Genomic DNA, 26,010 nt, shown 5'->3' with positions numbered 1-26,010 from the left:
AGTCTGCCTATATGACTTCTCGTTCGCGCTTCATCATTCTTGTCACCTCTTTAGTGGTTCTTGCTCTTGTGGCCCTTGGCGCAGGTTTCGTTGTGCTCAATGCAAACCGAGCGTATGTGCCCTCTGGCCAGGCAGTCTCTGATGAGTCACCAGACACCGAACTTGATGGGACCCTTGAAGCGTTCTACTCGCAAAAGGTGAACTGGGGTCCCTGTGAAGGCAAAGCCATCACTCCTTCTCATGAAACAGCGCCGAAAAACCTCACCGATTACCAGTGCGCGACCGTCCTTGCCCCCAAAGACTGGGACAATCCTGCCGGCGAGACAATCACCCTCAGCGTCGCCGTGCACCGTTCCGGCAACGACAATGCCCCGGCACTTTTCTACAATCCCGGTGGGCCCGGCGGTTCAGCCGTGAAGATCCTCACCTCCCAGGTGCGTAACTCACTGGGCGATGCGCTGGTCGAAAAGTACGACATCGTTGCGCTTGACCCCCGCGGCGTAGGGTCCTCCACTCCCGTCGTGTGCATGACTGATGAGGAACGCGATCGCTACAACACTCACGGCGCTATTGACGAGGCTGACATTGAGCGCGTAGCTGCCGTTGACGGAAATAACGCGCCCGAAGATCAGGACGAGGAAATCGCTCTTGCGCGCGACCTGTCAGCTCGCATGGGTAAGGGCTGTGTTGAACACAGTGGTGACATCGCACAGTACATTGACACGGTTTCTGCCGCGCACGACTTCGACATGATGCGTCAGATCATGGGGCAAGAAAAGCTTGATTACCTGGGGTACTCCTACGGGACTTTCCTGGGTGCCACCTACGCTGAACTCTTCCCAGAAAACGTTGGCCGCTTTGTGCTGGATGGGGCAGTGGACCCGGCAATGAGCAGCGCAGAAATCTCTGCGCTTCAGATGCGCGGCTTTGATGAATCCCTGATCCACTGGATTGAGGACTGCCAGGCAGGTTCAGCCTGTCCTCTGACCGGCGACACGGAAGAAGGTATCGAGCGTATTAAGCGATTCCTTGCCGATCTGGAACGCCAGCCGATGCCGACTGCTGATCCTGACCGTCCTTTGACCATCAACCTGGCTGTCACTGCAATGATTGGTGCCATGTATAGCACCGAAGGGTATCCGGTGCTTACTCAGGGGATGACCCAAGCCCTGTCGGTCAATGATGGGTCGATCCTCTTGGCTATTGCTGACCTGCTCAACGATAGGGAGGCCGATGGAACTTACGCCTCCACGTCAACAGATGCCTTGATTGCTATTAACTCCTTGGACTATGAGCCTGCCGGTACCGAGCAGGATTGGAAGTCTCAGGTCATGATCTTGCGCAATGAGCTCAAACTCATGGATCGCTTCGTCGGATACGAGAGTGCTGCCTTAGCTGCCTGGCCCTTTGACCGTACAGCAACACGCAAGCCTGTGACCGCGCAGGGGGCAAACCCAATCGTTGTCGTGGGTACTACTCACGATCCGGCCACCCCCTATGTCATGTCGGTAAATCTGGCTAAGCAACTGAGTTCTGGCGTGCTGGTGACCTCTGAAGGATGGGACCACACTGCCTACTCCAAGGATGCCAGCCAATGTGTTGTTGACGCAGTCGAGGGATACCTCGTATCTGGCACCGTGCCTGCAGATGGCCTGCATTGTTCGAGTTGAACCCTGCTGGCTGGAGGCCCGTATGCATGAGTGTGTGAGCAGCCTCCCGTGTGCGGGTTTTGCTTGCCGGGTGCCAATCCGGTAATCTAACCCCGTTGCTTGTGACCTTACTGTGGTGAGGTTGGAAGCGCGGCCGCCTTAGCTCAGTCGGCAGAGCGAATCACTCGTAATGATTAGGTCGTGGGTTCGATTCCCACAGGCGGCTCGGAAGAAAATACAGTAGAAACCGCGCCATTCCAACGAAAAGTTGGGGTGGCGCGGTTTTGTGTACTGGTGTTGAGGGGGTGTCGTCCGGGCAAGCATTGATACTTAGCCCGTTAATCCTGCCCCGCGTTGTTAATCTTGCGCCGCGTGCGGGGCAGTTTTAGCAACAAGGCGCTACTTTGTAGAGTGTTGTGGCTCAGACCCGCGTTCCTGGTAGGAATTAGCATCGTTAAGAACCTCAATGTAGACACCCAACTTGTTGGACGAGGACGTAGCGGCGCCCCTTATCGGCGCTACAGGCACGCGAACGGGAAGCGCGTGACTGCATGGCTGAGGGCTTCTGAGATGTGGTAACTCACCGGCAGGTTCAGGTGCTTCGCATTCGTCTAGGGAGCTACCTCAGCGAGTGCCTATTTGGTGTTCACCTGCATTTTCGTCCACTAGGGTTCTCTGAAAAGCAAGACCATCTCATAAAAACCCTACGAAACAGTATTCGACATGCGAATATTCCCCTTATGTCGAAGAATGGAGGGAACAGCTCAGCGTTGAGAAAGCATGCCGCCGTGTTGCACCTGACAACATGGCGCCCGATCGGCAGGCCGCACCACGGACTGCCACGAAAGGGAACCTATGGGGTTGTTCGACTTCTTCCGAAGGGCCAGGGGTTCAGCCGTTGACGAGCAGATGATCCCGGTAACCCAGGGAGCCAACGCGCTGACTCCAGCACTGAGTCCAGCCCTGGCTCCAACGCCGCGATCCACGCTGGATAAGCCTCTTGTCACAGTAGGAACCGCAACCAGCCACCCCGGGGACACGCAGATTCTGACAATCCTCAGTGAGCGCGTTGATCTGGCTTTGCCGCGCGACCAGGTCCACTACCTATATTTCCCCACCGAAGAGGCTGCCCGTGCCGCCCTCGTTGAGGCTCAACGGGTCGGATGGCTGGGGGCGCGTGAGGGCGTCTATCAGCTTGACGGCTACCCTGACTGGTCGATGACCGTCAGACGCGACGACCAGCCCACCAACGCCACCACCATGCCGGGGATTCGTGCTTTCTTCGAAGAACTTGCTGAGCGTTTCAACGGCGAATACGACGGCTGGGAGGCCGCCGGCTTTGACGTCTGAACCACGCGGCTAGCAGTTCTTATTGTCTCGTTCTGGATGGAAAGTGTCGCGCTTCTATTTCACGTCTATTTGTGACGATACCCCCAGTAGAGCGAGCTTGACGCGGTCATTCACGCCAGTTTTTCGCCGGAGTGAAGCAATGTGGGTCTTCAACGTTGCTCGTGAAATCACCAGACGCTGTTCGATCTCTTCATTACTGAGCCCCTCCGCGATCAAGGCGAGCACCTCGCGCTCACGAGGAGTCAGATGCTCACCTGTGAGGAGTGGCACTTCGGGTGGAGTATCCAAGCCCCGCGACGGTACGCCATGAATGATACTGCTCATCAGGGTGCGCATAACCTGGGCTGACATCTGCGGATGCCCCTTTGCTGCCCCCTTCACCGCCGTAATGAGTTCATCGGGGGCGCTATCTTTAAGTAGATAACCGTCTGCTCCGTCGGCCAGAGCCTGGCGGAGGTAGTCATCGACCTCGTACATCGTGAGCATGAGAATGCGAATACTGCGGCCGTGGAGTGCACGAATCTGGCGGAGAGCGTCAAGGCCATCACCGCCTGGCATCCGAATATCAAGGAGTAGCACATCGGGTAATGCTTCAGCGCAGAGACGTAAGGCTTCAGGGCCGGACGCGGCCTCCCAGAGAACCTCGAAACTGTTCTCTGAGTTCAGTAAAGCGCACAGGGATCCACGCAGGAGGGCCTGATCGTCGGCGATCGCGACGCGAATGGGAGTGGTATCAGTCATCAGTGGTCTCATCGGAGGCATTCGAAGGATGAGGAGCGTGCTGCAGTATGGGCAGGGGCACTGCTGCCGTGAGGAGGAAACCTCCTGTCGGAGTGGGGCCAGCCCGCATGCTTCCACCTGCCGTTTCGCACGTGTGCGCGAGGTGATGAAGGGCTACACCTGCACCCGGAGAGGGAACCCAGCCGTCTGCGGGTCCCTCGTCGCGGACGTAGAGGAGGAGCTCGGCCTCGCCCTCGTTGACGCCTTCGCCAACGCTGATGGCGACGGTGACGCGGGTGGGTCCGGCGTGGCGCGCTGCGTTCTGCAGGCCGCAGTGAAGGGCTTCGACGAGCGGGGCGGGAAGGATGCGGGCTGAGGGCGCCGATCCGCCGTGCGTAATGGGCGAGGTGGCCTCGTCGCGTCCCATGAGCGCGGGCGACACAGAGTCCGTGAGCGCCAGGTACCCCGAGGGGTCATCAATATCGAGGACGAGGCCGGAGCGCCGTGCTCCGTCGATAATGGCGGCGACGTCGCGGGCGGGGGGAATAGCGGCCGATGCGTGCGGCGCGAGCGGAGGAGGAGTGCCGGGTGCAGGAGTGGAAGGCTCCGACACTGGGGGAGTGAGGGTGGGCGGGGTGTGAAGAATTTCGAGCATCTTGCGCAGCTGGTCAACGGTCTGCCGTGATGTCACGCTAATATCGTCCAGCGCCAGGCGAGCCTGCTCCAAACGGTCCAGGGCGGGCCCCTCGCGGCCACTTAGGCGGTGGGCGACGGTGGCTCGCACCGAGATCGTCCCAAGACCATCGGAAATAATGTCGTGCAGGTTCTGCGCGAGGCGTAGCCTCTCTTCGGCGATGGCCCGGTGAACCATCAATGCCTGGAGTTCTCGCCGGTGGGCGCGCCGATCGCTGCGCACACTCCAGATGGTGACCACAATGAGGGCAAGGACACCCAGGCGGATCCCCCACACGACCCAGGACGACACTCCTTCGATCCCCATGACCATGAAGACGGTCGACAGACACAGGCCCAGTGTCAGGTAGGTGCTGCGCTGAGAACGCCAGGAACGGGGTTCCACCGCCAGCCCGGAGCTGACGGAGCTGACGGAGCTGACGGGGTCGGCGGGCACAGCCCGCGAGGCAGTGCCATCAGGCGTGGCCGAGGCAAAAGAGGAAGAGACAGCGCCGGTCAGGGGATCGGTCGTGGACATAGTGCGAGTGTAGAGCCTGATGGGGGACTTGGCCTCAGCCTAGAGGCTGAGCTGATGCCTGAAAGATCGGCACAGGGGCTGATGTGGGGCCAGGGGAGTGGCGCAAGGATGGGGGTATGAGAGCAGAACCCGTCACAGTGACCATCACTCACCTGCATAAACAACGAGGGACGCGCGCCGTCCTCACCGACATTCACACGAGCATAGGCCCAGGGAAAGTCACCGGCCTGATCGGAGAAAACGGCGCGGGAAAATCCTCCCTTGTACGCTGCATTGTCGGCTTGGATCGCCCCACACAGGGGCAAGCCCTCGTTGGGGACCGACCCTACCGTCAGCTCAGCTCCCCCCTCGAAACAGTGGGAACCATGCTTGACGGCCCGGGCGCGCACCCGAAACGCAGCGCCCGCCAGCACCTCGCCTGGCTGTGCGCAGCGGCAGGTATTCCTGTTTCTCGCGCCGAGGAAATGCTTGAGCGCATGGGTCTGAGTGAGGCCGCCCGACAGCCTGTCGGAACCTTTTCTTTAGGGATGGGCCAGCGTCTATCCCTGGCTCAAGCCATGCTCGGTGACCCCGCCGTCCTCCTCCTTGATGAGCCTTTCAACGGTCTGGACCCTCAGGGCATCCGTCAACTCCGATCGGATTGCCGACAGTGGGCCCAAGAAGGTCGGACCGTCCTCGTTTCGAGTCACCTCATTGACGAACTTGAGGGCATTGCCGATGACGTCATCATGCTTGACCGGGGGCGCATCGTCGCAGCCGGCGCAGTGGCTGAGGTCCAAGGCAGACACCGCTCCCTCGAAGAGTCCTTCTTCGCGGCAACAGGGCGGGGGCAGTGATGCTGACACAGCTCCAGCTCCTGAGCCGCGCCACCTACGCAGAGTGGCGTAAAGCCTGGTCAACGATGGGTGTCCCCATTGCTCTTGCACTCAGTGCTCTGCCGGGTATTATCACGTTCATTGCTAACCGGCAGAGCAGTGACTGCGTCGAATGTGGGGCGTTGGATGTTGTGCCGCAAAATCTCGCGCTGCTCATTATCCCGGCAGTCACCATTGGGGCAGTGATTGCAAGCGGTGACTTCCTCACCGCCGACCCCACTCGACAACAGGCCACGGGGTGGGTGGTGAATCACGGGGCTTTTCCGCGTCGCTGGCCAACCCTGCTGGCGAAGTCCATTCTTGTGATTGTGCTGAGCCTTGCGGTGGCATTCTTCAGCTACGTCTTGATTGTGTTTCTGGGACGACCAGAGGGGGTAGGCGTCGTGCAGATGTGGTTACGTTACTTTGATCGTCTACCTGCTGTGTGCGGCTACTGGGTGTCGATGGCCCTCCTGTCCCACGCGCTGACACTGCTGGCAAGGTCGGCGACTTTTCCCTTGGCGTTGCTGATTGTCAATTCCTCTTTGGTGCCCCTGTCCTTGCAACTTTCGTCAATGACTACCCATGTCGCCCTTTTGCCGGATGTCGCTGCCTTTGGACTGATCATCCCCGAGCAACTGCCGCACAATACCTTCTTCTACCCGGAACTTTTAGAACGGGTTACGCGTTCTGATATGACCAATGCCGCAGTGCTGGTGGCGTGGGCAGTAATCCCACTTGTGGTGGCGTGGATGGTCATGATGCGGAGGGAGTGGAAATGATTCGCCGATATGCGGCCATGAGTCGGCGTCAGCTTGTGTGGCTACCCGGTGGGAACCTGTTCGTTCCTGCGTCGCTGCTGGTCTCAGTCGTTTTGGCGGTGGTGATGGTGCGTGGACGCCAGGGCAGCGCTGAAGGGGTGGGTGCAAGCGCCTTGGATGGTGTCACCCTCAGTGCTGCGGTGGTGGGGATGGCTCAGTTTGTTCCCGTCGCTGTGGGGGTGCTGGTCGTCTTGATTGACGAGGTCGGCCGCTCTTCGCGGACAGTGCGTTTGGTTGCACCCGCCCCGGCGCCCCTCCTTGGTGCGCGCATGGCATGGGTGGCGTTTCTGGCTGCTGCGTGGGGTGGTACAAGTTCGGGAGCGGCGCATCTTGTCGCCTGGATAATGGGATCTCCGGTTCTCTCGGGGTGGAAGGGGGTCGCAGTCCAGATGGGGGCGACCGCGCTCTATAGTGTGGGCTTGGCCCTGTGGAGTGCGGCTTGCGCGCGCATCATTGGGCGTCGAACGGCCGCTATGAGTGTGCTTGTTGCCGTTTCCTGCGTTCTTGCTCCTATTGCGGCCTCTATGGTCGAGGCCGCTGCTTTCCTTCCGGGTGTGGTGGGGCGCTGCCTTCTGCTTGCCACGGAGGCGGGGGATGCGTGTGGGGTGAATGGGCAGGGCGAGTGGGGACCATGTGTGCTTGCGGCGTGGTCGCTTACGGGCATGCTTGTCGCTTTTGGACTCCACATTCGTCAGGATGCGTAGAGGCGTGGCCTCTGAGTTGAACCCGTGAGAGGGGGGAAGAATGAGGCGCGCGCCCCGTCCAGTAATGGATGGGGCGCGCGCCTCGTGGTGTGGAGTAGGTGGAGCCTGTTTCAGGCCTTCACGTCCCACGCAGGGTCGCTGGTGACGCCCTTGGCAACGAGGCCAGGGTCGGCGGACAGTGGTGTACGGGGCTTGGGGTAGCGCTTGTCGGATGTCCACCAGGGCATCCAGCCAACGTAACCGTCGGCAGGGGGAGTTGCCGATTCGGGTTCAAAGCCAAGTTCGGCGGGAGTTTCGGGGACTATGTCAGTCTGGAAGTACTTGTCCTTATCGTCGAAGTGCTCGCGCACGATGGTGCGGAACTCGCCAAGCTCAAAGTAGAGGTTGTTGGTCAGCGGGTTGCGCTTGGTGGTGACGATCTTGTAGATCCAGTAGACGAACAGGCCCACGTTAAAGATGAGTGCGGCGGCGGCGCAGACAATATTGGCCACGGGGTTCATGGTCGCAAAGTTGTTCATGTGTGCCGGAGGAACCAGTAGTTCTGGCAGTAGGTTGTTGGCGGCGATCCAGAACATGAGGGTGAAGCAGCGGAACCAGATCCACTGGCCCTTTGCCCAAGTGAAGGCCGGGATAGTGCAGGCGAGCAGCAGGGCAAGCGTGCAGTACCAGGTGTAGTCTGCCAGGGCGTTGTAGAGGAAAGCGTGGTTCCACAGGTCGTAGGCGATGACCCAGGGCCACACCATATCGACCCAGATGAGGCCGCGAACCTTTTGCTTACCGGGCGAGGTAATGGCGATCTTGCCCAGGCCGGTGATGGTGATGATATTGAGCAGACCAGCAATGGCGGACATGATGTTCCAGTAGCCGCCGATGGTGCGGAATCCTGTGGCGGGGTCAATGCCCACGTGGTTGGCCTTGAAGTTGTCTGCGACGGCTTGGTACCACTCGGGGGAGTGGAGGGCTGCGGTGACGCCTCGTGTTTCGGGCAGGCCATTAATCATGTCGATGCCAACGCGGGCATCGTTAATGGATTGGAGGCATTCGGGTGAGGCGCCGCAGGCGTAGTAGGTGTCGGCCTCGAAGAAGATGGTGAGGTCGCGGATATTGGCTTCCATGATGTTGACGGCCAGACCAATCCACAGGGCGACGCCTAGCCAGATGGCGTAGCGGTGGGCTTTGACGGGATTGCGTTTGCCGTACACAAGGAGGGCGCCGGTCATGGTGGCGGTGGCGACCATGATGGCATATTTACCAAAGGGGAACCATCCGACCATGGGGGTGCCGTGGATGGCGGCGTAGGGCATGGCGGCCAGGCCACCGATGGTCCACAGGGCGAAGATCGTCCAGTTCCAGCGGCGGTTGATTTCAGCAATGATGATCTGGGCGGCAAAGACGACTACCCAGATGAGGTAGACCTTGGGAGTGCCAATTTCCCAGAGGAATAAGGACGACACTTCTTCACTCCTTCGTTGCAGTGCAGGACGTCAGCCGAACCCGGAATTTTCTGTGGTGAAGTACCGTGAAATGGGGGGTGCTTCGGTGGTCGGGAGAGGGGCCTCGTGCTACGTGGTGCGGGGATAATGAGCCGATGATACATCTATGTATCGGCGCAAAATTAGGCCCAAAAGACCTAGAAGTGCACGAATGATCGAATACAGTGAGAGTAAGTGCGATACACAGGTGTATGCACCTCTTGAATGAAGGAGTTTCCCATGTCCCGACACAAAGGTCTCTCACGTGGACTCCTTGCCGCTGGTGGACTAACGGCCGCCAGCGTGCTGGGAGGAATGGTGGTGTTTAGCCAATTTACGGGCAAGGCCACCAAGGAGGAACAGGAGTGGAAGTACCCCTCCGACGATATTGTTGATGCCAACTACGCCAATGCTTACTCATCAACGTATGCCATTGACATTGACGCTCCCGCCTATGTTGTGTGGCGTATCTTCAAGCAGATTGGTTGCGAAAAGTCTGGATCCTTCTCCTCGGAGTTCCTTGAGCGCACCTTCGCCCGCCTGCCTTTCTTCAACTCCTATGAAATCCAAGAAGAGTTCCAACAGCCCGACTCTCTGATGCCCGGCGACATTGCAGGTTTCGACTTCCAAGGCATGTCCATGGAATGGGCTGATGTTGTTCCCGGTAAGTACCTCACGCAGTGGGTGGATACGAAGAACCCTCCGGCTGCTCCCGGATCCTACGCATTCCGTTACCCCACGATGAAGCACTTTGCTGCAGCGTGGAGTTTCTACGTCATCCCCCTCAAGGGTGAGCGTTGCCGCCTGATTAACCACTGGCGCATTGGCTACGAGCCTGATACGCCGCTGCCCAAGCTCATCAACTGGATCAATATTGAGCTCATCGGTGGCTGCATGACCCACCTGCAGAACATTTACGTCAAGCGTCTGGCAGAGTTCCGCAAGCGCGAGCAGTGGATGGGTCGCTTTAAGCGTGGCGTTCTTGGCGGGCGTTTCTTTGGCTCATCCACTCCGGCTGGCCGCTGGGATGGCACCCCCTTGTTCGAGGACACCTACACCCAGTGGATGCGTTATGGACGTCAGAATCCTGCCGTCGCTGAAATCCGCCCGCCGGTAACGGATAACCCGAACTGGCCTCCGACCGGTCCTGGCACGCCGTGGGCCGAAACGGTTGATGAGGAATACTTCGACGGATGGGAAGAGCCCGCATTCTCGTGGGAGGAGCAGATCCGCCAGAAGATGGAGCGTACCTACCTGCCTGGCTGGGGTAAGAAGCGTGGCTAACGAGGCCGCCCGTTGACGTAGTCGTCATTCACCTGCAGTTGTGACGAGGGTGAGGAAAGGGGGCTGCGAACCGGAAGGTTCGCAGCCCCCTTGACTGTGGGTAATTGTGCTGTCTGCCCTGAGCTGGCACCGAATGGTTAGCGGGCAAAGAGATGCCCTCCCGTGAAACGGGAGGGCTGAGTGAAACCTTAGAGGGTCACTCCAGGGTTGCGCGACGCAATGTAGGCCTTTTCCTCGGGAGAGGCAAAGCTGTTGATCATCTCCTTGTAAGCGGGTGTATTGAGGTAGACCTCCTGGGTAAAGGGGTTGCGCTTCTCGCGCACGATAGTGCGGATGTGCCAGATGAATACGATGACATTGGCAATGAAGGCTGCCAGCGACAGAAGAAGCAGGGCGGTTGGGTTGTGGGAGGGGCGGTGCTCGAAGATGGAGTCGTGCATGAAGTGGGGGAAGGTGAGCACTACGGCTGACCAGAGGGTGAGGGTGTAGGCGCGGTATTGAATCCAGGAGCCTCGTCCGAAGGGGAGGAGTGCTGGAATGGTGCATGAGGCGAGCAGTGCGACGCCGGAGTACCAGGCGCGGTCGCCCAGGCAGTTGTACACGTAGGCGAGATTCCACAGGTCGTAGGCAATGATCCACCCAATGGTGAGGTCGCCCCAGATGATTGCCTTTGATTCGCCTTTGGCGACGAAGATACCGACCCAGCCTGAAATGGCAAGAAGGTTCAGGATGCCAGCAATGCCGTTGAGGATATTCCACGGCCCACCCCAGGTGAAGATGCCTTGGGAGGGGTCGAGGCCGTGGATGCCGTAGCACTGGAAGTCGCGGATGACGGCTTCAAGGATATTGATGGCGAGGATGAGTGGGGGAAGAAGCAGGTACCAGTTCTTGCGTCGCAACTTGGGGAAGTATTGAAGTGCGACAAGGGAGAGCGAGCCTAGAAGGGCTGAATACTGCTTGACAATGGGGAACCAGCCTGCGGATTTGGTTCCTGCGGTGGAGTAGGGCCACCAGAAGATCGTGAGCAGAATGGGGATGACGATGAAGAGTGCGATTACTGCCCACTTTGAGCGTTGGGCAAGCCATGCGCCGAAGGCAAGGCCGGCGGTGACGATGACGAGCATGAGATAGTCCCACCACTCGCCGGTTTCGAAAAAGAAAAGTGTGGGGTAATCGGGTACTGGGATCGCGGTTGCGCTTGTCAGGAACACGGAAAACACATCCTTCGACACTGAATGAATTAGTGCTATTCTTTCCGTTTTTTCCGCGAAATCATGGGACTTCAGACACGGATGCACATATGTATCCAAATGACCTGACGCCGCGTCACATCTGCTCATGTCGAAAGCCGCTATGGTGTCGGTTATGACACGCAAGAAAAATCTGTCACTTTCACAATCGGAGGACCGTGCAGTCCTGAGTGCTGATGTGCCGCAGAAGCCAGCGCTGCTCATCGTCAACCTTGGAACACCCGACGAAGCAACACCTTCGGCCGTGCGGCGATTCTTGCGGGCTTTCCTCACGGACCGCCGTGTTATCGAAACTCACCCAATCCTCTGGCGTCCCATTCTTGAGGGCATCATCTTACGGATCCGCCCTTCTCGCGTTGCTCATGCCTACCGCACGATTTGGAGCGAGGAGGGATCTCCTTTGCTCGTGGGAACGATGGCTCAGGTGGAAGGTCTGCGTCAGCGCCTCGGAAGCAGCGTCGAGGTGCGCCCCGCAATGTGTTACGGCAGTGGCAACATTCGTGAGGTTCTTGATGACCTGTACGCTGAAGGGTATCGACGCGTTGCTATCGTGCCCGCTTATCCGCAGTATTCAGCATCAACCGTGGGTGCTGTGTTTGACGAGGTCGCGCGTTGGGGGCTGGGCTCACGGGATCAGCTTTCCGTGCGCACCGTGCGTTCCTACGAGGGGGCACCGGCCTACATTGAAGCTCTTGCCACGGCGTTAGAAGAATCCTGGCAGAAAAACGGGCGACCTGATTTTGAGGCCGGTGATGTTGTCCTCGCCTCTTTCCACTCCATCCCACAGGCAATGGTAGATAAGGGGGACCCCTACCAGTTGGAATGTGAACGCACAGTGAAGCTTTTGCGTCAGCGACTGGGATGTAACGAGAAGGAACTCATCCTGACCTATCAATCGGTATTTGGGCCCGCGAAGTGGATTGGTCCAGCCACCATCGACACAGTGGAGAGTCTTGGGGCACAGGGGCGGCGTCGCGTGGATGTGATCTGTCCGGGCTTCGTCGCAGACTGCTTAGAAACACTTGAAGAAATTAACGTCTTGAACCGCCAGGTCTTCATTGATGCGGGCGGAAAGACCTTCAATTACATTCCGTGGGCGAATGGTTCTTCAGCATGTGTAGACATGCTTGAAGAACAGGCGAAGGAAGTGCTGGCCGGGTGGGTGAACGCCCCCGCTGCGGTGCGGGCGTAAAGCCGTGCACATTTGGGCCCGCAGTGTGGGGCTAGGATGCTAGCGCGCCCAAGATCATTGCGGGAGGTGAATTGTGGTGCCTGTCCCCCTCAAGGACATCCTGTATTGGGGGACAAGCCCAGACCGGAAGAAAGCGCCCGCTAAAAACCAGAGTGTCAACCTCAGTGCAGCGGTCAGGGCGCACTGAACCGAGCTGTGCAGAATCGGGGCCGCACAAAGTCACGCTCGGTAATTGAGTGATGCAACCTGCGACACAAACGATGGTTGTGTCACTCAACCATAGGACATGGCTGCACTGTCGATCTCGCGTGTTGCTCCCCTGCCGGGAGAGGCGTCACGTAGATCGGCGCTGGTGATCAGCCCAGGCGAGAGCGGATGCGCTCGAAGACGCGATCAAGAACGGCGGCCTCTTCCTCGGTGAGGTCATCCAGAACAGCAGAGCGCACAGTCGCGCGATGAATCTGCGATGCCTGATTGAAAAGCTTTTCGCCTTCCGGGGTGATAGAGATGATTCCGCCACGGCCGTCAGTGGCGCATTCTGCACGGCTGAGCAGGCCGCGGTCAATGAGGCGCTTGAGGGTGTGGGTCAGGCGCGAAGGGCTGAAAACTACTTCGCGTGCCAACTCTCGCGGGCGAATCCCGTCATTGCCTGCGCGCTGGGTGTGCAAAAGGACGTTGTACTCAGGAATGGTGAGCTGGCAGCTTGCCTTGAGGGGTGCCTCGATGTGGGTGGTGAGGCGGGTGATGGTGGTGAAGTAGCGCTCCCAGGAGTTGGCGCGCGATGCTGAGCTTGGCATGATGATCCTTCCAGTCAGATTTGAAGAATAGATAGAGAAAAAGAATAAGGGTGAAGAGCCCTTATTGCGACAGTTGCGTCAGAAACATGTCGACGAAAAGTGTCTCTGCGTTTGATGCAATCGATTGATATTCGCATTAACACAGCTCAGTTCTAGTGTTGAAAGGATTAAAATACCTCACCCGATCTCCCAGTGTGGGAGTGAGGTCACAGTGTCTGTCTCAGGCTGTGAGATGACTCTGTGGAGGTCTAAGGCATTTTTGCAACGCCTTAGTACTAAGGATAGACGGATTCTCTCAGTATTGCAGTATGTGCGGCTGGAAAGTTCCTTAAAGTGTCTATTTCGCCCAAAGGGGTGTAGACTATGTCTGATCCCTCGTGTGACGGCATCGTTCGAACCTCCCCAGGGCCGGAAGGCAGCAAGGATAAGGGCGCTCTGTCGGGTGCGCGAGGGATCCTTTGTTTCCTTTATTGACAATAGAAACTGGATGTTTTCACGCCCGATACTTTGACCATCGTGTCAGGGTTGCTCCCTGTGTGAGATGTAAGTACTGAGGCGTCTTAGGAGGTTCAAAGATGTGTGAACCTGTCTCAAATAGTGCACGGGTTTTGTCTCAGAGCATGAGAAAAATCAATCTGTCTGAAAGCGGGACTCCCGTCGCCAGATAAGGGGTTCACCCCGTAGAGTTCTAAGCGTGACCACAGCACTCTATCGCCGCTATCGCCCAGACTCTTTTTCGCATGTCATCGGTCAGGAACACGTCACTGACCCGCTGCGCGCTGCCCTGCGCGCAAATAAGGTGACTCATGCCTACCTCTTTTCTGGTCCACGAGGCTGTGGCAAGACCACCTCAGCTCGAATCCTGGCGCGCTGCCTGAACTGTGCTCAAGGGCCAACAGACACCCCATGCGGCGAATGTGACTCCTGCAAAGAACTCGCCACCGGAGGCCCTGGTTCTCTTGACGTTGTCGAAATTGACGCAGCCTCTCACGGCGGTGTTGATGACGCCCGTGAACTGCGTGAGCGAGCGACTTTTGCTCCCGTTCGCGATCGCTACAAAGTGTTCATCATCGATGAGGCTCATATGGTCACGCCTCAGGGATTCAATGCTCTTCTGAAACTCGTCGAAGAACCACCGGAGCACGTGAAATTCGTTTTTGCGACGACAGAACCCGATCGTGTCCTTGGCACCATTCGCTCGCGCACCCATCACTACCCCTTCCGCCTTGTTCCCCCCGACGCTCTTGAGCCCTATCTCGCTCAACTCAGCGCGGAAGAAGGCATTGAGATTGCACCTGGCGTTCTCGGCCTTGTCATTCGCGCAGGTGGCGGATCGGTGCGCGATACCCTCTCTGTTCTTGACCAGCTCATGGCTGGAACTATTGACGGAACCCTTGGCTATCACCAGGCAGTTTCGCTCTTGGGCTACACCGATGCCGCCCTTCTTGACGAAACCGTTGACGCTCTTGCAGGGGGCGATGGAGCGGCGGTTTATCGAGTGGTCGAACGCATGGTTGAGTCGGGGCATGACCCTCGTCGTTTCGTCGAAGACCTTCTTCAACGCCTGCGTGACCTCCTGATTATTTCCGTCGCAGGAGATGGTGCAGCCGACGTTCTTAGCGGAACCCCGGCTGACCAGCTTGACCGCATGATCACTCAAGCCCGCAACTGGGGGCCGCGTCATTTATCGCGGGCCGCTGACCTTACTGACCAGGCACTGCGTTCCATGGTCGGCGCAACCTCTCCGCGCCTGCAGCTCGAACTACTTATTGGCCGTATTCTCGTACCCGTCACCAGTGGCCACAGCAGTAATGATCCTGCTCTGCCAGGCGCTGTCGGCATGGCCGGAGGGGGGGCTCCCCACGAGGTCGACGCGCGTACTTCCTCAGCGCAGGAAAGTAGCGACGGACGTCGTTTCGGTGCAGCTCAGGCCCGTGAAGAGCTGCGCCGTAAGCGCCAGGCAGAAGGGGGAGCTCCCCCATCTGAACACCCCCACTCTTCTGCACAAGGGTCGCTGCCCGGGCAGCCCCAGGAAAAAACCACTCCACCAGCAGACACCTCGTCAGAGACTGTCGCAAGCGGCTGGACAGATGTTGCGGCCACCGTCCCCGGTAGCGGCACAGTAGGCCAGAGTGGAGCCCAGCCGGTAGTTGAACAAACGCGAGAGCCGCAACCGGCAGGCCCACTGGCCGACAGCGAATCTCCTCGGGAGGCAAGCGCGGCACAGGCTGAGTCACCTACTCAAAGGCAGAGTTTCTCCCACGACCAGGCTTCACAACAACACCCGATGCCGCAATCGCCTGCGCCCTCGGCAAGCCGAGACAGCGACATGCTGCGCCAGCGCTGGCCCGAGGTCATTGAACGCCTCTCCTCGATTAGTCGTGTGGCGTGGAGCCTGCTGAGAGGAAACGGACAGCTCGGCAGCGTCGATGAAACAACTGCGGTAGTCCTCCTTCCCACCGAAGGCATGGTTGACAACTTCATGCGAGGCAACCGCGGCGTTGACGTTGAGCGAGCCATCCACGAAGCAACGGGATTGACACTGACTGTGATCGCCCAGGTTGGCCAGGCAAGCGGGGGAGCTCAGGTGACAACCCCGACCGCTCAAGCTGCCCACCCCGCGCAGGGTGCGAACGCTCATGAGCGTCAGGAGGTCTCTGCTCCGGCAGACCCCTTTCGTGTAGAAGCCGCATACGGAGAGGTCTCAACCCCTCTTCCGTCAGACAACGGCCCAACAACGCCGAAAGCAGCGGGGCTAGGGGGAGAATGGCCTGAAACAGGCATGTCCCACACACAAGCCCCCGAGCCCACGTCGCCTGAATCAGTGAGGTTTGTACCTGAGCCATCCGCACCGGAGCTGTCCGAGCCGGTGCCCTCTGAGCCTGTGGTGTCCGACTCCACGGCGCGGGAATCGGAGATGCCGGAAATCAAGGCACCAGAAATGGGTGCCTCAGGGGATCTTGACTGGCCCACGCCCGTCATGCCTGCAGGAGCGCAGGTAGAGGAACCTTCAATCTCTGGAGACGCACACTCAAGCCCGGGAGCCAATTACACATGGCCTGCGGATCCACATGGATGGCCGGAGGCAGCAGTGCCTCCCACGGTCCCTCTGGAGGAGCGAGCCTCCGTCCTCGACCCCGCCGCACAAACCCCCGATCCTTTCGCTCCCCCCGCGCCACAGGCCCTTGCCGCCTGGTCCGCCGTTGCGCAGCCTTCCCCTGACACCGATACGCCAAATGTGCAGAGCGGACACGCATCTGAAACCGCCTCAACCCCGGTGTCAACGCACTTGGGAGCATCGTCAGTATTTGGCGACGACGTCTACGGTGATCGGGCAACGGGAAGAACCTCGGCAAATAGTGGACATGCGTCAAGCGCGGGATTCACCCGCCCCCGACTCACGCCAGTAGAGGGCGGCGCTGCAGCAGACTCTATCGGCTCACCCTCTATGGGCTCACCCGCCCCTTCTGAACGCCCCTCCTTCGGCGCTCAGGGGCCAAGGGCCAACACGACGCCAGCAGCAATGAGCGCTCCAAAGGTGTCGGCCGCAGAGGACGATTCAGCCTCAATAGACGACGTTGACGTAGAAAACTCACAATCTCACGGCCTACCTGCTGTCTTTGAAGTGCTCGGCGGTAAGGTAATCGAGGAAATCACGACGGAAGGAGGCTGGTGACCTGTGTTTGAAGGCGCGCTACAGAATCTCATCGACGAACTTGGACAATTACCTGGAGTTGGGCCCAAGTCTGCACAACGGATGGCCCTGCACCTCCTGGAGGCTGAAGCTGACGACGTGCAGCGCTTAATTGAGGCAATGAGTGCGGTACGTTCCCGCGTTCGTCACTGCGTCACCTGCGGAAATTTGACCGAAGCAGAAGAATGCATGATCTGTCGCGATCCGAGCCGCGATCCTGCGCTGATCTGCGTTGTGCAGGAAGCGAAGGATATTCACGCAATGGAAAACTCGCGTGTGTTCCGAGGTCGCTACCACGTTCTCGGTGGTGCAATCGATCCCATTCGAGGAATCGGCCCCGACCAACTGCGCATCCGCCAGCTCCTCACCCGCCTTCAAGACGACAGGATCACCGAGGTTATCCTCGCCACCAACCCCAACATTGAGGGCGAGGCTACCGCCTCTTACCTAGCGCGAACACTGCGAACAATCGGAGTGCCCACAACACGCCTGGCCATGGGCCTACCCGTTGGCGGAGACTTGGAATACGCCGATTCAGTCACCCTGGGGCGGGCTATGGAAGGGCGACAAGCGCTAGTCTGAGTCAGGCAGCGTGCTACCCGCCCCCTTCGCCTACCAGTCTCTTTGCTGCTTGGGCCCATCACTGCTTAGCCCTGGCGCTGGTGAGTCCTGTCGGTGACTCTCTCTACCGCTAGTTGCTCGGGGTGCTTTCCTCCGCCTTCGCATGACGCAGGACCAGGATCTCACGGGCAACAAGTCGTGCCTCGCCCTGATCGCGAGAAGCAAGCACAGCGGCGGCGGCCTCGCGGCATTGCTCCAGCGTGACGGTTTCAAGTAAAGCGCCGACACCTGGAATAGCAGAGGTTGCCATCGACAGACTGGTGACGCCCATTCCAACAAGAACTGCAGCCAGTAAAGAGTCAGCCGCAGCCTCGCCGCACACGCCCACAGGCTTACCTGCCCGCAAACCCGCAGCCGCAACCGAAGCAATCAACGCCAGGGGAGCCGGCTGCCACGGGTCAGTGTATTCAGCCAGGTCTGGTGACATGCGATCTGCCGCCAGGGTGTACTGAGTGAGGTCATTAGTGCCGATGGAAACGAAATCGACGTGCTCAAGGAAACGATCAATAAGGATTGCCGCAGCGGGTACCTCGATCATGATGCCAGCCTTCAAGCCGCGCTCACGCACCAGTCCAGCGAACCATTCGGCTTCGGGGACGGTCGAGATCATCGGTGCCATCACCCACACATCCGTCCCAGGTTCGCGCGCGGCAGCCGCAGCAATGGCATCAAGCTGACGAATCAGCAGGTCAGGGTTGTGGCCGGTGGTGCGAATACCGCGCACCCCCAACGCAGGGTTGAACTCCTGCATGAGCGTGGCGAAGGGGACGGGCTTATCCGAGCCAGCATCCAAGGTGCGCACGACAACCTTAGAAGCAGGGAAAGCTGAAAAGACAGGCGCGTAGGCGTCAGTTTGAGCCTCAACGCTGGGTTCGACAGCGGTGTCAAGGAACAGAAGCTCCGTACGGAAAAGGCCCACGCCCTCAGCGTAAGAGGTGGAGGCATGGCGGGCAGCCTCGCCGTCTTGCACATTGGCAAGTAGCTGCACGGGCACGCCGTCAGCGGTACGCGCAGGACCCTGCCACGCGGCGATGGCGGCGCGGCGCTTTTCGTCCTCAGCGACGCGCGCTTCAGCTTGGACCGGGTCAACACCCAGGGCTAAAGTGCCGTGGCGCCCGTCAACAAGAACCATGTCGCCTTCGTTAATCTGTGCCAGTTGGCGGGCAGCAACAATGCAGGGAATACCCAGTTGGCGGGCAATGATCGACGTGTGGGAGGTTGGGCCGCCCAACTCGGTGGCGATCGCAACGTACATGTCAGGGACGAGGCCGGCAGTGTCGGCGGGGGAGAGGTCATCGGCAAGAAGAACCACCGGGGAGTGCGCCACGGGAATACCTGGTTCGGGAATCCCCTGCAGGTGAGCGAGGACGCGGTCACGCACGTCACGCAGGTCAGAGGTGCGTTCAGCCATCAGGCCGCCCGCCTTTTCGAACATGGCAATGTACTTTTCGGTGGCGGCAATGGTGGCTTGGATGGCGGGCTTGCCCTCGCGGATGCGACGCGCGACATCCTTCTTCCAACTGCGGTCGGTGGCAAGGGATGCCGTCACGGTGAGTACTTCAGCGGCGTGGCCGGTCGCCTGGGAAGCGCGGGCGAAAAGGCCATCAGCGACGGCAACAGTGCAGCCGTTGAAACGCTCAACCTCAGCTTCGCGGGCGTCCTCGGGAAGGTCGGGAGCTTCTAAAGGAGGAAGTTCAGGGCGGCGCGCCCACACCGCTGGAGCGTAAGCAACGCCGGGGACGACTGGGGTGCCATGAACAACGATGGGCGAGTCGGACATTATTCCTCCTTGGTGAGCTGCCCACAGCCTAAACCTCGTTGACGTCACTTCTTTGGGACGGCTAAGTCGTTGTGGGGCATGCTCGGGTGTGTACTCGTGTATTTTACGAGGCCGGAGCCGAAACGACAGGGAAATGTGGGATTCCTTTCGTTCTTATTGGAATAATCTTCCACCTGCGTGATGTTTACGCGTGACCAAATGCTGGGCGAGCCTCGAAGAATCAACTATGCCTCCTAGGATGAAGAGACGAGTGAGAACATCGATACGAGGAATGAGGGGATAATCAGTGGCTCTGATCGTCCAAAAATACGGTGGCTCATCAGTGGCGGATGTCGAGGCCATGAAGCGTGTTGCGAAGCGCGTGGTCGACACTCACAATGCAGGACACCAAGTGGTGGTCGTTGTCTCCGCTATGGGTGACACCACCGATGAACTGCTCGATACCGCAGCAGAACTCACCGCAAACGCCCCCAAACGAGAGATGGATATTCTCCTGTCTGCCGGTGAGCGAATTTCCATGGCGCTACTGTCCATGGCCGTCAATGAACTGGGTGTGCCAGCCACCGCCTACACCGGCGCTCAAGCCGGTATTCACACTGACTCCCACCACGGCAAAGCGCAGATTATCGGCATGGTGCCAGAGCGTGTCGCCCGCGCCATTCAAGGAGGCGAAGTCGCTATCGTCGCAGGCTTCCAGGGAGCCTCTAAGGACGAAGACACCACCACTTTGGGCCGTGGCGGCTCCGACACCACCGCCGTCGCCCTCGCCGCAGCGCTTCACGCTGACGTGTGCGAAATCTATACCGACGTTGACGGCCTCTTCAGCGCTGATCCCCGAATCGTGCCTAAAGCTCACCGCCTGCGCACCATCAGCCAAGAAGAAACCCTAGAACTGGCCGCTCACGGAGCCAAGATTCTTCACCTGCGGGCCGTTGAGTTCGCCCGCCGATTCAATGTGCCCCTGCATGTGCGATCCTCCTTCTCCGAAAAGGAAGGAACGTGGATCTCGAACGCACCCGCCCACCCTGACCTCGCTGGTCTTGTCCCCGAAGCCGCTTTGGCCACCTCGAAGGAGGAAACAGTGGAAGAACCCATCATCTCTGGTATCGCACACGATCGTTCCCAGGACAAGATCACGGTTACGAACGTGCCCAACACTCCTGGCACCGCCGCCCGCGTCTTTGAGATTGCCGCTGAGGTGGGCGCAAACGTCGACATGATCGTGCAGAACACGCCCGTCGATAACCCCAGTCTGGCCAATATTTCTTTCACCCTGCCCGAGGCCGACGCCCGCCGTACCCTTGACGCCTTGGAAGCGCGCCGCGAGGAACTAGGCTTCCAAGAACTCCGATACAACCCCAATATCGGCAAGCTCTCCCTGGTGGGAGCCGGTATGCGCACCAATCCTGGTGTGTCCGCCAAGCTCTTCGGTGCCCTGTCGGCTGCGGGCATTAACATCGATCTTATTTCCACGTCGGAGATTCGCATTTCCGTTGTGACTGACCTTGAGGACCTGGACCGCGCTGTCCAGGCTGTCCACACCGCTTTTGGCCTGGACAGCACCGAATCTGAAGCCGTTGTGTATGGAGGTACCGGACGATGAACGTCGAAGCTGCTGCCGGTGTTGAAGGTGTGGCTGTGAAGGCCCCCGGCGAATTAACTGTTGCCGTTGTTGGCGCAACCGGCCAAGTCGGTCGCGTGATGCGTGCCCTGCTGGAAGAACGGAATTTCCCGGCAACACGCGTGCGTTTCTTCTCCTCCGCCCGTTCGGCGGGAACCGTCCTGCCCTGGAAGGGGGAGGAGATCGTTGTCGAGGATGTTGCTACCGCCGACCTGTCCGGCATTGATATTGCCGTATTCTCTGCCGGTGCCACGGCCTCACGCGAGTATGCTCCGCGTTTTGCTGCTGCAGGCGCCGTTGTGGTGGATAACTCCTCCGCATGGCGTAAAGACGAGGCTGTGCCGCTGGTTGTTTCTGAAGTCAATGGGCGAGATATTGCGATCCGCCCCAAGGGTATTATCGCTAACCCGAATTGCACGACCATGGCCGCTATGCCCGTCATTAAGCCCCTGGTTGATGCCGCAGGCGGCTTGGATCGTCTGACAGTTTCGTCCTACCAGGCTGTTTCAGGAACCGGTCTGAAGGGCGTGCAAGAACTTGTTGCCCAGGTTGAAGCAGGTGTCACTCAGGATCTTTCGGGCCTTTCCCTGGATGGTTCGGCCGTGGAACTGCCTGATAACGGTGTGTATGTCGCGCCTATCGCCTTCGATGTGGTGCCCCTGGCTGGTGGCCTCGTTGATGACGGCACGGGCGAGACTGACGAGGAACAAAAGCTCCGCAATGAATCCCGTCGAATCCTGCACCTTCCTGATTTGCGCGTGTCGGGGACTTGCGTGCGTGTTCCTGTCTTTACCGGTCACACTCTGACTATCCACGCTGAGTTCACTGACGCTGTGACGGTTGATCAGGCTGTGGCAATCCTTGAGCAAGCTCCGGGCGTGCGCGTGGTGGATGTTCCGACGCCACTGGAAGCCGCAGGCAAGGATGAGGTGCTGGTCGGGCGTATTCGCCAGGACCATGCAGTCCCCGACAATAAGGGGCTGGTGTTGGTGATCTCGGGCGATAACCTGCGTAAGGGCGCAGCGTTGAATGCCATTCAGATTGCCGAGCTGGTCGCTGCTGAATTGCAGTCCATCTGAGGCCTCATTGCCGAATTAAACAGGGCGGGGCTCACCTTCTGGTGAGCCCCGCCCTCAGTGCTTAAGGCAGCGATCGGATGTTGTTATCAGCCTTCAGCTTCGATCTCAGCGCGGACCTTGTCCATGTCCAGGGCGCGGATGTCAGCAATCAGTTCTTCCAGAGCGGGCGCGGGAAGAGCGCCGGACTGGCGGAAGATGGCGATGCCATCGCGGAAGGCCATGATGGTCGGGATCGAGGTGATCTGGGCGGCCATAGCAATCTGCTGCTCAGCATCGGTATCGACCTTGGCGAAGACGATATCCTCGTGCTTTTCCGAAGCGGCCTCGAAGATGGGGCCGAACTGACGGCAGGGACCGCACCAGGTGGCCCAGAAGTCAACGATGACGATCGGGCTATCGACAATCGTGGATTCAAAGTTCTCGTTCGTCAGGTTGATCGTGGCCATGGGGCCTCCTTCATCATGCCAACGCGCAACCTGTGCGCGCGGCGCTATATGGTGCAAATTGAGTGGCAGGGCATGAAAACCCTGCAACCGTTGACATGATCCTACGATGTTCACACTCTCTTAGCGCGCCAAGAGGAGGATTTTTGCCCTGTATGCGGTGAGTCCCACATTCAACAAGGCGAGGAACCGGAGAACTCAGCCGTGACTCACTGGGCAACGAAGGAACGCTTGAGCGTCATTACGCAAAGGAAGGTCGTCGTCAATGGGTCGGATGCGACTCGACGGGATCGGAGCTTTTTCTGGCGGCACCCCAATAGCGCGCAGGATAAAGGCCTGGACAGCGCGAATTGTGTGCTCACGTTCGGCGGGCGGTGCAGGAAGATTCTGTCCAGCCAATGCCGAATGAATCAGGCCGATCAGCATGTAAGGGTTCTGCATGGGAATCGCTTCAGCCCCCATTGCTGAACGCAAAATATTCAGAAGGACATCCTCAATCATGCCTGCGTGTTCGCGCAGGCGGGGGGTGGTCTGTATTGACACCTGGCCACGCAGATTCACCCCTGAAGCCAGGTGGTAGCGGTCCTTGAGTTCCAAATGTGCGCGCAGATAAATGCGCATCTGCTCAATGGGGTCAGACTGGCCTTCCAGAGCCGTCCGTAATACCTGTGTGAACTGCCCACTTGCGTAGTGCATGAACTCCAGGAGTAGCGTCTCTTTATCAGCGAAATGGTTGTACACCGCTGTTCGGCCTACGTCGGCTCGGGCAGCAATCTGCGACATGGTGATGCTGTCGAATGGCCCTTCAGACATGAGCTGTCCGAGTGCTTCGAAGAGGCGGTGGCGCGTCATCTGGCGATGGTCTGCCAGTGAGTCCCCAATGATTTTCGGCATAAATCTATTCTGACAGATTAAAGCCCTGTGTCCGAAAGCAGGAAGTGAGGTATACCTAACTTTTCCTCTTGTTTCGCAGGTCAGCGGCAAAAGCAACGATGCGCTCAACGATCGGTCGATCATGAACAATCCACGGCAGAGCATCCACAGTTGGCAGGCCATCAGCCGCTGTTGCGGGATCAAGAGCTGCCCAGACGAGTTCCAGGTGATTCTCCGACAGGGAGGGCTCGGGAGAATCCTGCGTGCGTTCTGCTAGCCAGACGCCCATCCTCCGCCCGGCGTGAATCGGCCACCACAGTCCATCCTGAGTGGTCACCTCATGGCCATATGTGAGCACGCACCCTAACTCCTCGCGGATCTCCCGAACGAGGGCGTCGCGGGGAGCCTCGCCAAGCTCCACCTTCCCTCCCGGCAACTCAAATTGGCCGCGTAATTCAGCAGGGTAGGCGCGCGAGGCGCAGAGTAAACGCGTGGGAAAGTCCAAAGAATCAACGATCGCCGCGGCGACAATCGGCCGAGGTGTGGACGTTTGTGAAGGGTCAGATGAAGGCGTTGATAGAGGTATCTGCGTGGAAGTCACCCTGCCATCCTAATGGCGAGGCTAGCTCATGGTGTCGCCCGGCTGGAGGGGGGAGGAATAGGCAAGGTGTGGTGGGGAGCGTTCGTTCTCGGTGTGGGTGTTTGGACGCAAGCGGCCAAGCTGAGTATCATGGGAGCGCTGCTACGGCAGACACTGCGGACGTAGTTTAATGGTAGAACTGCAGCTTCCCAAGCTGCTAGCGCGGGTTCGATTCCCGTCGTCCGCTCGACTACTACACCAACTACATCCAAGGCCGAGCCGACTGGGAGTTCGTTGGCATGTATGCCGATGAGGGGATTTCGGGGACATCAACGAAGCACCGGCAAGGCTTCCAAACCATGATCACCGACGCACTTGCCGGCCGTATCGATCTGATCGTGACCAAGAGCGTGTCCAGGTTTGCCCGTAACACCGTCGACTCACTCACCAGCGTGCGCTCCCTCAAAGAAGCCGGCGTGGAGGTCTACTTCGAGAAAGAAAACATCTGGACCCTGGACTCCAAAGGCGAACTACTCATCACCATCATGAGTAGCCTGGCCCAGGAAGAATCCCGCTCCATCTCCGAGAACGTCACCTGGGGACACCGCAGGCGTTTTGCGGAAGGCAAAGTCATGGTGCCCTACGCCTCCCTGTTGGGCTACAAGAAAGGCGACGACGGAGGCCTAGCTGTTGATGAAGACCAGGCCAGGATCGTACGACGCATCTACCGTGAATACCTGGCAGGACACTCACCCAAAACCATCGCCGCACACCTCACCAAGGATGGTATCCCTACGCCCTTGGGAAAGAAGACCTGGAACGTGTCCACCATCAACTCGATCCTGCGCAACGAAAAATACAAGGGCGACGCCCTGCTGCAGAAAAGCTTCACCGTGGACTTCCTGATGAAAACCACCAAACGCAACGAAGGAGAGATACCCCAGTACTACGTGACCGGTAACCACGAGGCCATCATCGCCCCAGCCGTATGGGACCAAGTCCAGCACGAACTAGCCAGGCGCTCTGGCAGGTCACGCTCCTTTAGCCACCCGTTCGCCTCGAAAATCGAGTGCGGGTGCTGTGGGGGATGGTACGGGCCGAAAACCTGGCACGCTGGCAGCCGCTACGAGCGGCGTATCTGGCGGTGCAACCGCAAATACGATCCCGCCGGCGATCAGTCGTGCGAGACCAAGCACGTAACCGAAGAGGAGCTGATCGCCGCGTTCGAGCAGGCCACCCGCCAGCTCGCACCACCACCCAGCCCCGAGGTACTCGAAGCAGTCCTCGATCAGCTCGGTAATCCTCACGAGCTCGAGGCCAAGCTCGCCCAGGCAATCACCGCACGCGACACAGTGGTGGACGAGATCAACGCCCTCATCCGCTCTGCAGCCAACACCGACTTCAACCCTGACGCCTTCGAGGCTGACCATGCACGGCTTGAAGCCGACTACCAGCACCACCTCGGCAAAGTCGAGGCTATCGAAAGGCAGCTACGCGAGTTCGAAGCCAAGCGTGCGGCCATCACCGCGTTCCACCAGCACCGCAGTGAACACCCCGCTATCAGCTACACGCCCGAAGCCTGGAGAGCCCTCGTTGACCACGCCACCATCCACCCCGACGGCACGATCACCATCACGTTCAACGACGGCACGACGATCTAGACCACCTTCATCCTCCACTCCAGACGCCACTGGCCTGGCGCTTCGTCGTTGTCGCTAATGCCCTGCACCCACCCGACTGCAACCTGCACCCACCCCGGCTCTTGTATCCATCGTGACCACCTTTGGTCCAATGTGATGTGGCAAGACATATGAGACAGTTCATAGGTCTTGCCACACGTTTATCTAGCCGGAGAAATGAGACACCCTTTCATGTGCTTTTTCCGGTGCATCTATCCGGACTTATGAGACAGTTATTGTTGCTTTCTTGCGTGGTAGTTCTTGTTGGGATCTAGGATGTATTCCCCGATTATTTCTCCGCTGCCTATCAGCATCACTGTGACTTCTTTTTCGGATA

At 58.9% G+C, this 26,010-nt stretch carries 21 protein-coding genes, 2 tRNA genes and 1 other RNA gene; 15 read left to right on the top strand and 9 right to left on the bottom strand.

Translation table 11 applies throughout. From position 1 onward, the window contains the following. Nucleotides 1-11 precede the first annotated feature (11 nt). The 3 genes from EII11_RS03105 to EII11_RS03095 all read left to right on the top strand — a co-directional run bounded on the left by EII11_RS03105 (nt 12) and on the right by EII11_RS03095 (nt 2,999). The gene (locus EII11_RS03105; RefSeq protein ID WP_124868521.1) at nt 12-1,670 is read left to right on the top strand and encodes an alpha/beta hydrolase; all 1,659 of its coding nucleotides are present in this window, start codon (nt 12-14) and stop codon (nt 1,668-1,670) included. Nucleotides 1,671-1,802: 132 nt separating this feature from the next. Then, nucleotides 1,803-1,875 (top strand) — tRNA-Thr (locus EII11_RS03100). Nucleotides 1,876-2,504: 629 nt separating this feature from the next. Next, nucleotides 2,505-2,999, top strand: coding sequence for a ribonuclease E inhibitor RraB (locus EII11_RS03095; RefSeq protein ID WP_124868519.1), 495 nt, complete (start codon nt 2,505-2,507; stop codon nt 2,997-2,999). A 54-nt stretch (nt 3,000-3,053) separates the two neighbouring features. On the opposite strand, the gene EII11_RS03090 is transcribed toward EII11_RS03095, so the two are convergent. Both EII11_RS03090 and EII11_RS03085 read right to left on the bottom strand, forming a co-directional pair. Then, complete coding sequence (locus EII11_RS03090; protein WP_165867039.1) at nt 3,054-3,740, bottom strand: response regulator; 687 nt, start codon at nt 3,738-3,740, stop codon at nt 3,054-3,056. Next, nucleotides 3,733-4,929, bottom strand: coding sequence for a sensor histidine kinase (locus tag EII11_RS03085; RefSeq protein ID WP_124868515.1), 1,197 nt, complete (start codon nt 4,927-4,929; stop codon nt 3,733-3,735). Before EII11_RS03085 ends, EII11_RS03090 begins: the two co-directional genes overlap by 8 nt. A gap of 116 nt (nt 4,930-5,045) precedes the next feature. On the opposite strand from EII11_RS03085, the gene EII11_RS03080 reads away from it, so the two are divergent. Genes EII11_RS03080 through EII11_RS03070 form a run of 3 tightly spaced genes read left to right on the top strand, consistent with a single transcriptional unit; the run spans nt 5,046 to nt 7,308 of the window. Then, nucleotides 5,046-5,765 carry an ABC transporter ATP-binding protein gene (locus EII11_RS03080; RefSeq protein ID WP_124868513.1) on the top strand — a complete coding sequence of 240 codons (720 nt, stop codon included), beginning with the start codon at nt 5,046-5,048 and terminating at the stop codon, nt 5,763-5,765. Beyond that, complete coding sequence (locus tag EII11_RS03075) at nt 5,762-6,565, top strand: hypothetical protein (protein WP_124868511.1); 804 nt, start codon at nt 5,762-5,764, stop codon at nt 6,563-6,565. Before EII11_RS03080 ends, EII11_RS03075 begins: the two co-directional genes overlap by 4 nt. Further along, nucleotides 6,562-7,308 (top strand): hypothetical protein, encoded by a 747-nt coding sequence (locus tag EII11_RS03070; RefSeq protein WP_124868509.1) that lies wholly within the window; start codon nt 6,562-6,564, stop codon nt 7,306-7,308. The genes EII11_RS03075 and EII11_RS03070 overlap by 4 nt, the downstream gene beginning before the upstream one ends. A gap of 110 nt (nt 7,309-7,418) precedes the next feature. Here EII11_RS03070 and EII11_RS03065 read toward each other — a convergent pair whose 3' ends face one another. Continuing rightward, complete coding sequence (locus tag EII11_RS03065; RefSeq protein ID WP_124868507.1) at nt 7,419-8,762, bottom strand: DUF5692 family protein; 1,344 nt, start codon at nt 8,760-8,762, stop codon at nt 7,419-7,421. A gap of 333 nt (nt 8,763-9,095) precedes the next feature. On the opposite strand from EII11_RS03065, the gene EII11_RS03060 reads away from it, so the two are divergent. Further along, on the top strand, nt 9,096-10,064 hold the full coding sequence (locus EII11_RS03060) for a hypothetical protein (RefSeq protein ID WP_420820441.1): 969 nt from the start codon (nt 9,096-9,098) through the stop codon (nt 10,062-10,064). Between the two features lie 188 nt (nt 10,065-10,252). Here EII11_RS03060 and EII11_RS03055 read toward each other — a convergent pair whose 3' ends face one another. Continuing rightward, nucleotides 10,253-11,275 carry a DUF5692 family protein gene (locus EII11_RS03055; RefSeq protein ID WP_205649213.1) on the bottom strand — a complete coding sequence of 341 codons (1,023 nt, stop codon included), beginning with the start codon at nt 11,273-11,275 and terminating at the stop codon, nt 10,253-10,255. A gap of 154 nt (nt 11,276-11,429) precedes the next feature. On the opposite strand from EII11_RS03055, the gene hemH reads away from it, so the two are divergent. After that, a complete protein-coding gene (gene hemH, locus EII11_RS03050; RefSeq protein ID WP_124868503.1) occupies nt 11,430-12,506 on the top strand; it encodes a ferrochelatase in 1,077 nt (358 codons plus the stop codon). 356 nt (nt 12,507-12,862) lie between these two features. Here the strand turns inward: hemH and EII11_RS03045 are convergent, their stop codons facing one another. Then, nucleotides 12,863-13,303: a MarR family winged helix-turn-helix transcriptional regulator gene (locus EII11_RS03045; protein ID WP_124868501.1), complete on the bottom strand. Its 441-nt coding sequence runs from the start codon at nt 13,301-13,303 to the stop codon at nt 12,863-12,865. Between the two features lie 366 nt (nt 13,304-13,669). On the opposite strand from EII11_RS03045, the gene ffs reads away from it, so the two are divergent. The 3 genes from ffs (at nt 13,670) to recR (ending at nt 17,579) form a co-directional block, all read left to right on the top strand. After that, an RNA gene (ffs, locus tag EII11_RS03040) (signal recognition particle sRNA small type) lies at nt 13,670-13,765 on the top strand. A gap of 232 nt (nt 13,766-13,997) precedes the next feature. Further along, complete coding sequence (locus EII11_RS03035; protein ID WP_124868499.1) at nt 13,998-16,979, top strand: DNA polymerase III subunit gamma and tau; 2,982 nt, start codon at nt 13,998-14,000, stop codon at nt 16,977-16,979. 3 nt (nt 16,980-16,982) lie between these two features. Then, nucleotides 16,983-17,579 carry a recombination mediator RecR gene (gene recR, locus EII11_RS03030; RefSeq protein ID WP_124868497.1) on the top strand — a complete coding sequence of 199 codons (597 nt, stop codon included), beginning with the start codon at nt 16,983-16,985 and terminating at the stop codon, nt 17,577-17,579. A 109-nt stretch (nt 17,580-17,688) separates the two neighbouring features. Here the strand turns inward: recR and EII11_RS03025 are convergent, their stop codons facing one another. Then, entirely contained in the window at nt 17,689-19,398 is a 1,710-nt protein-coding gene (locus tag EII11_RS03025; protein WP_124868495.1) for a phosphoenolpyruvate--protein phosphotransferase, read from the bottom strand. 286 nt (nt 19,399-19,684) lie between these two features. Here EII11_RS03025 and EII11_RS03020 point away from each other — a divergent pair, with 286 nt between their 5' ends. Together EII11_RS03020 and EII11_RS03015 are read left to right on the top strand one after the other, a co-directional pair. Beyond that, nucleotides 19,685-21,001 (top strand): aspartate kinase, encoded by a 1,317-nt coding sequence (locus EII11_RS03020; protein ID WP_124868493.1) that lies wholly within the window; start codon nt 19,685-19,687, stop codon nt 20,999-21,001. Beyond that, nucleotides 20,998-22,098 (top strand): aspartate-semialdehyde dehydrogenase, encoded by a 1,101-nt coding sequence (locus EII11_RS03015; protein ID WP_124868491.1) that lies wholly within the window; start codon nt 20,998-21,000, stop codon nt 22,096-22,098. Before EII11_RS03020 ends, EII11_RS03015 begins: the two co-directional genes overlap by 4 nt. 86 nt (nt 22,099-22,184) lie before the next feature. On the opposite strand, the gene trxA is transcribed toward EII11_RS03015, so the two are convergent. From trxA to EII11_RS03000, 3 genes are all read right to left on the bottom strand, one after another. Continuing rightward, on the bottom strand, nt 22,185-22,544 hold the full coding sequence (trxA, locus tag EII11_RS03010) for a thioredoxin (RefSeq protein ID WP_124868489.1): 360 nt from the start codon (nt 22,542-22,544) through the stop codon (nt 22,185-22,187). A 195-nt stretch (nt 22,545-22,739) separates the two neighbouring features. Next, nucleotides 22,740-23,435 carry a TetR/AcrR family transcriptional regulator gene (locus tag EII11_RS03005; protein ID WP_124868487.1) on the bottom strand — a complete coding sequence of 232 codons (696 nt, stop codon included), beginning with the start codon at nt 23,433-23,435 and terminating at the stop codon, nt 22,740-22,742. 55 nt (nt 23,436-23,490) lie between these two features. Then, nucleotides 23,491-24,015, bottom strand: coding sequence for an NUDIX domain-containing protein (locus EII11_RS03000; protein ID WP_240623037.1), 525 nt, complete (start codon nt 24,013-24,015; stop codon nt 23,491-23,493). Between the two features lie 155 nt (nt 24,016-24,170). Here EII11_RS03000 and EII11_RS02995 point away from each other — a divergent pair. Together EII11_RS02995 and EII11_RS02990 are read left to right on the top strand one after the other, a co-directional pair. Then, a tRNA-Gly gene (locus EII11_RS02995) sits at nt 24,171-24,241 on the top strand. 19 nt (nt 24,242-24,260) lie between these two features. After that, entirely contained in the window at nt 24,261-25,655 is a 1,395-nt protein-coding gene (locus EII11_RS02990) for a recombinase family protein (RefSeq protein ID WP_276310953.1), read from the top strand. Nucleotides 25,656-26,010 lie beyond the last annotated feature (355 nt).

Source organism: Schaalia canis, from assembly GCF_003858455.1.
GTDB classification, from domain to species: domain Bacteria; phylum Actinomycetota; class Actinomycetes; order Actinomycetales; family Actinomycetaceae; genus Pauljensenia; species Pauljensenia canis.
The sequence above is the reverse complement of the archived record's forward strand: the minus strand, read 5'-3'. Positions and strand labels throughout refer to the sequence as shown.

Coding starts and splice junctions, on each gene's coding strand:
- EII11_RS03085 (WP_124868515.1), bottom strand. CDS start 4,929: ATGTCCACGACCGATCCCCTGACCGGCGCTGTCTCTTCCTCTTTTGCC.
- trxA (WP_124868489.1), bottom strand. CDS start 22,544: ATGGCCACGATCAACCTGACGAACGAGAACTTTGAATCCACGATTGTC.
- EII11_RS03060 (WP_420820441.1), top strand. CDS start 9,096: ATGGTGGTGTTTAGCCAATTTACGGGCAAGGCCACCAAGGAGGAACAG.
- EII11_RS03070 (WP_124868509.1), top strand. CDS start 6,562: ATGATTCGCCGATATGCGGCCATGAGTCGGCGTCAGCTTGTGTGGCTA.
- EII11_RS03105 (WP_124868521.1), top strand. CDS start 12: ATGACTTCTCGTTCGCGCTTCATCATTCTTGTCACCTCTTTAGTGGTT.
- EII11_RS03025 (WP_124868495.1), bottom strand. CDS start 19,398: ATGTCCGACTCGCCCATCGTTGTTCATGGCACCCCAGTCGTCCCCGGC.
- EII11_RS03005 (WP_124868487.1), bottom strand. CDS start 23,435: ATGCCGAAAATCATTGGGGACTCACTGGCAGACCATCGCCAGATGACG.
- EII11_RS03080 (WP_124868513.1), top strand. CDS start 5,046: ATGAGAGCAGAACCCGTCACAGTGACCATCACTCACCTGCATAAACAA.
- EII11_RS03015 (WP_124868491.1), top strand. CDS start 20,998: ATGAACGTCGAAGCTGCTGCCGGTGTTGAAGGTGTGGCTGTGAAGGCC.
- EII11_RS03090 (WP_165867039.1), bottom strand. CDS start 3,740: ATGACTGATACCACTCCCATTCGCGTCGCGATCGCCGACGATCAGGCC.
- hemH (WP_124868503.1), top strand. CDS start 11,430: ATGACACGCAAGAAAAATCTGTCACTTTCACAATCGGAGGACCGTGCA.
- EII11_RS03095 (WP_124868519.1), top strand. CDS start 2,505: ATGGGGTTGTTCGACTTCTTCCGAAGGGCCAGGGGTTCAGCCGTTGAC.
- EII11_RS03045 (WP_124868501.1), bottom strand. CDS start 13,303: ATGCCAAGCTCAGCATCGCGCGCCAACTCCTGGGAGCGCTACTTCACC.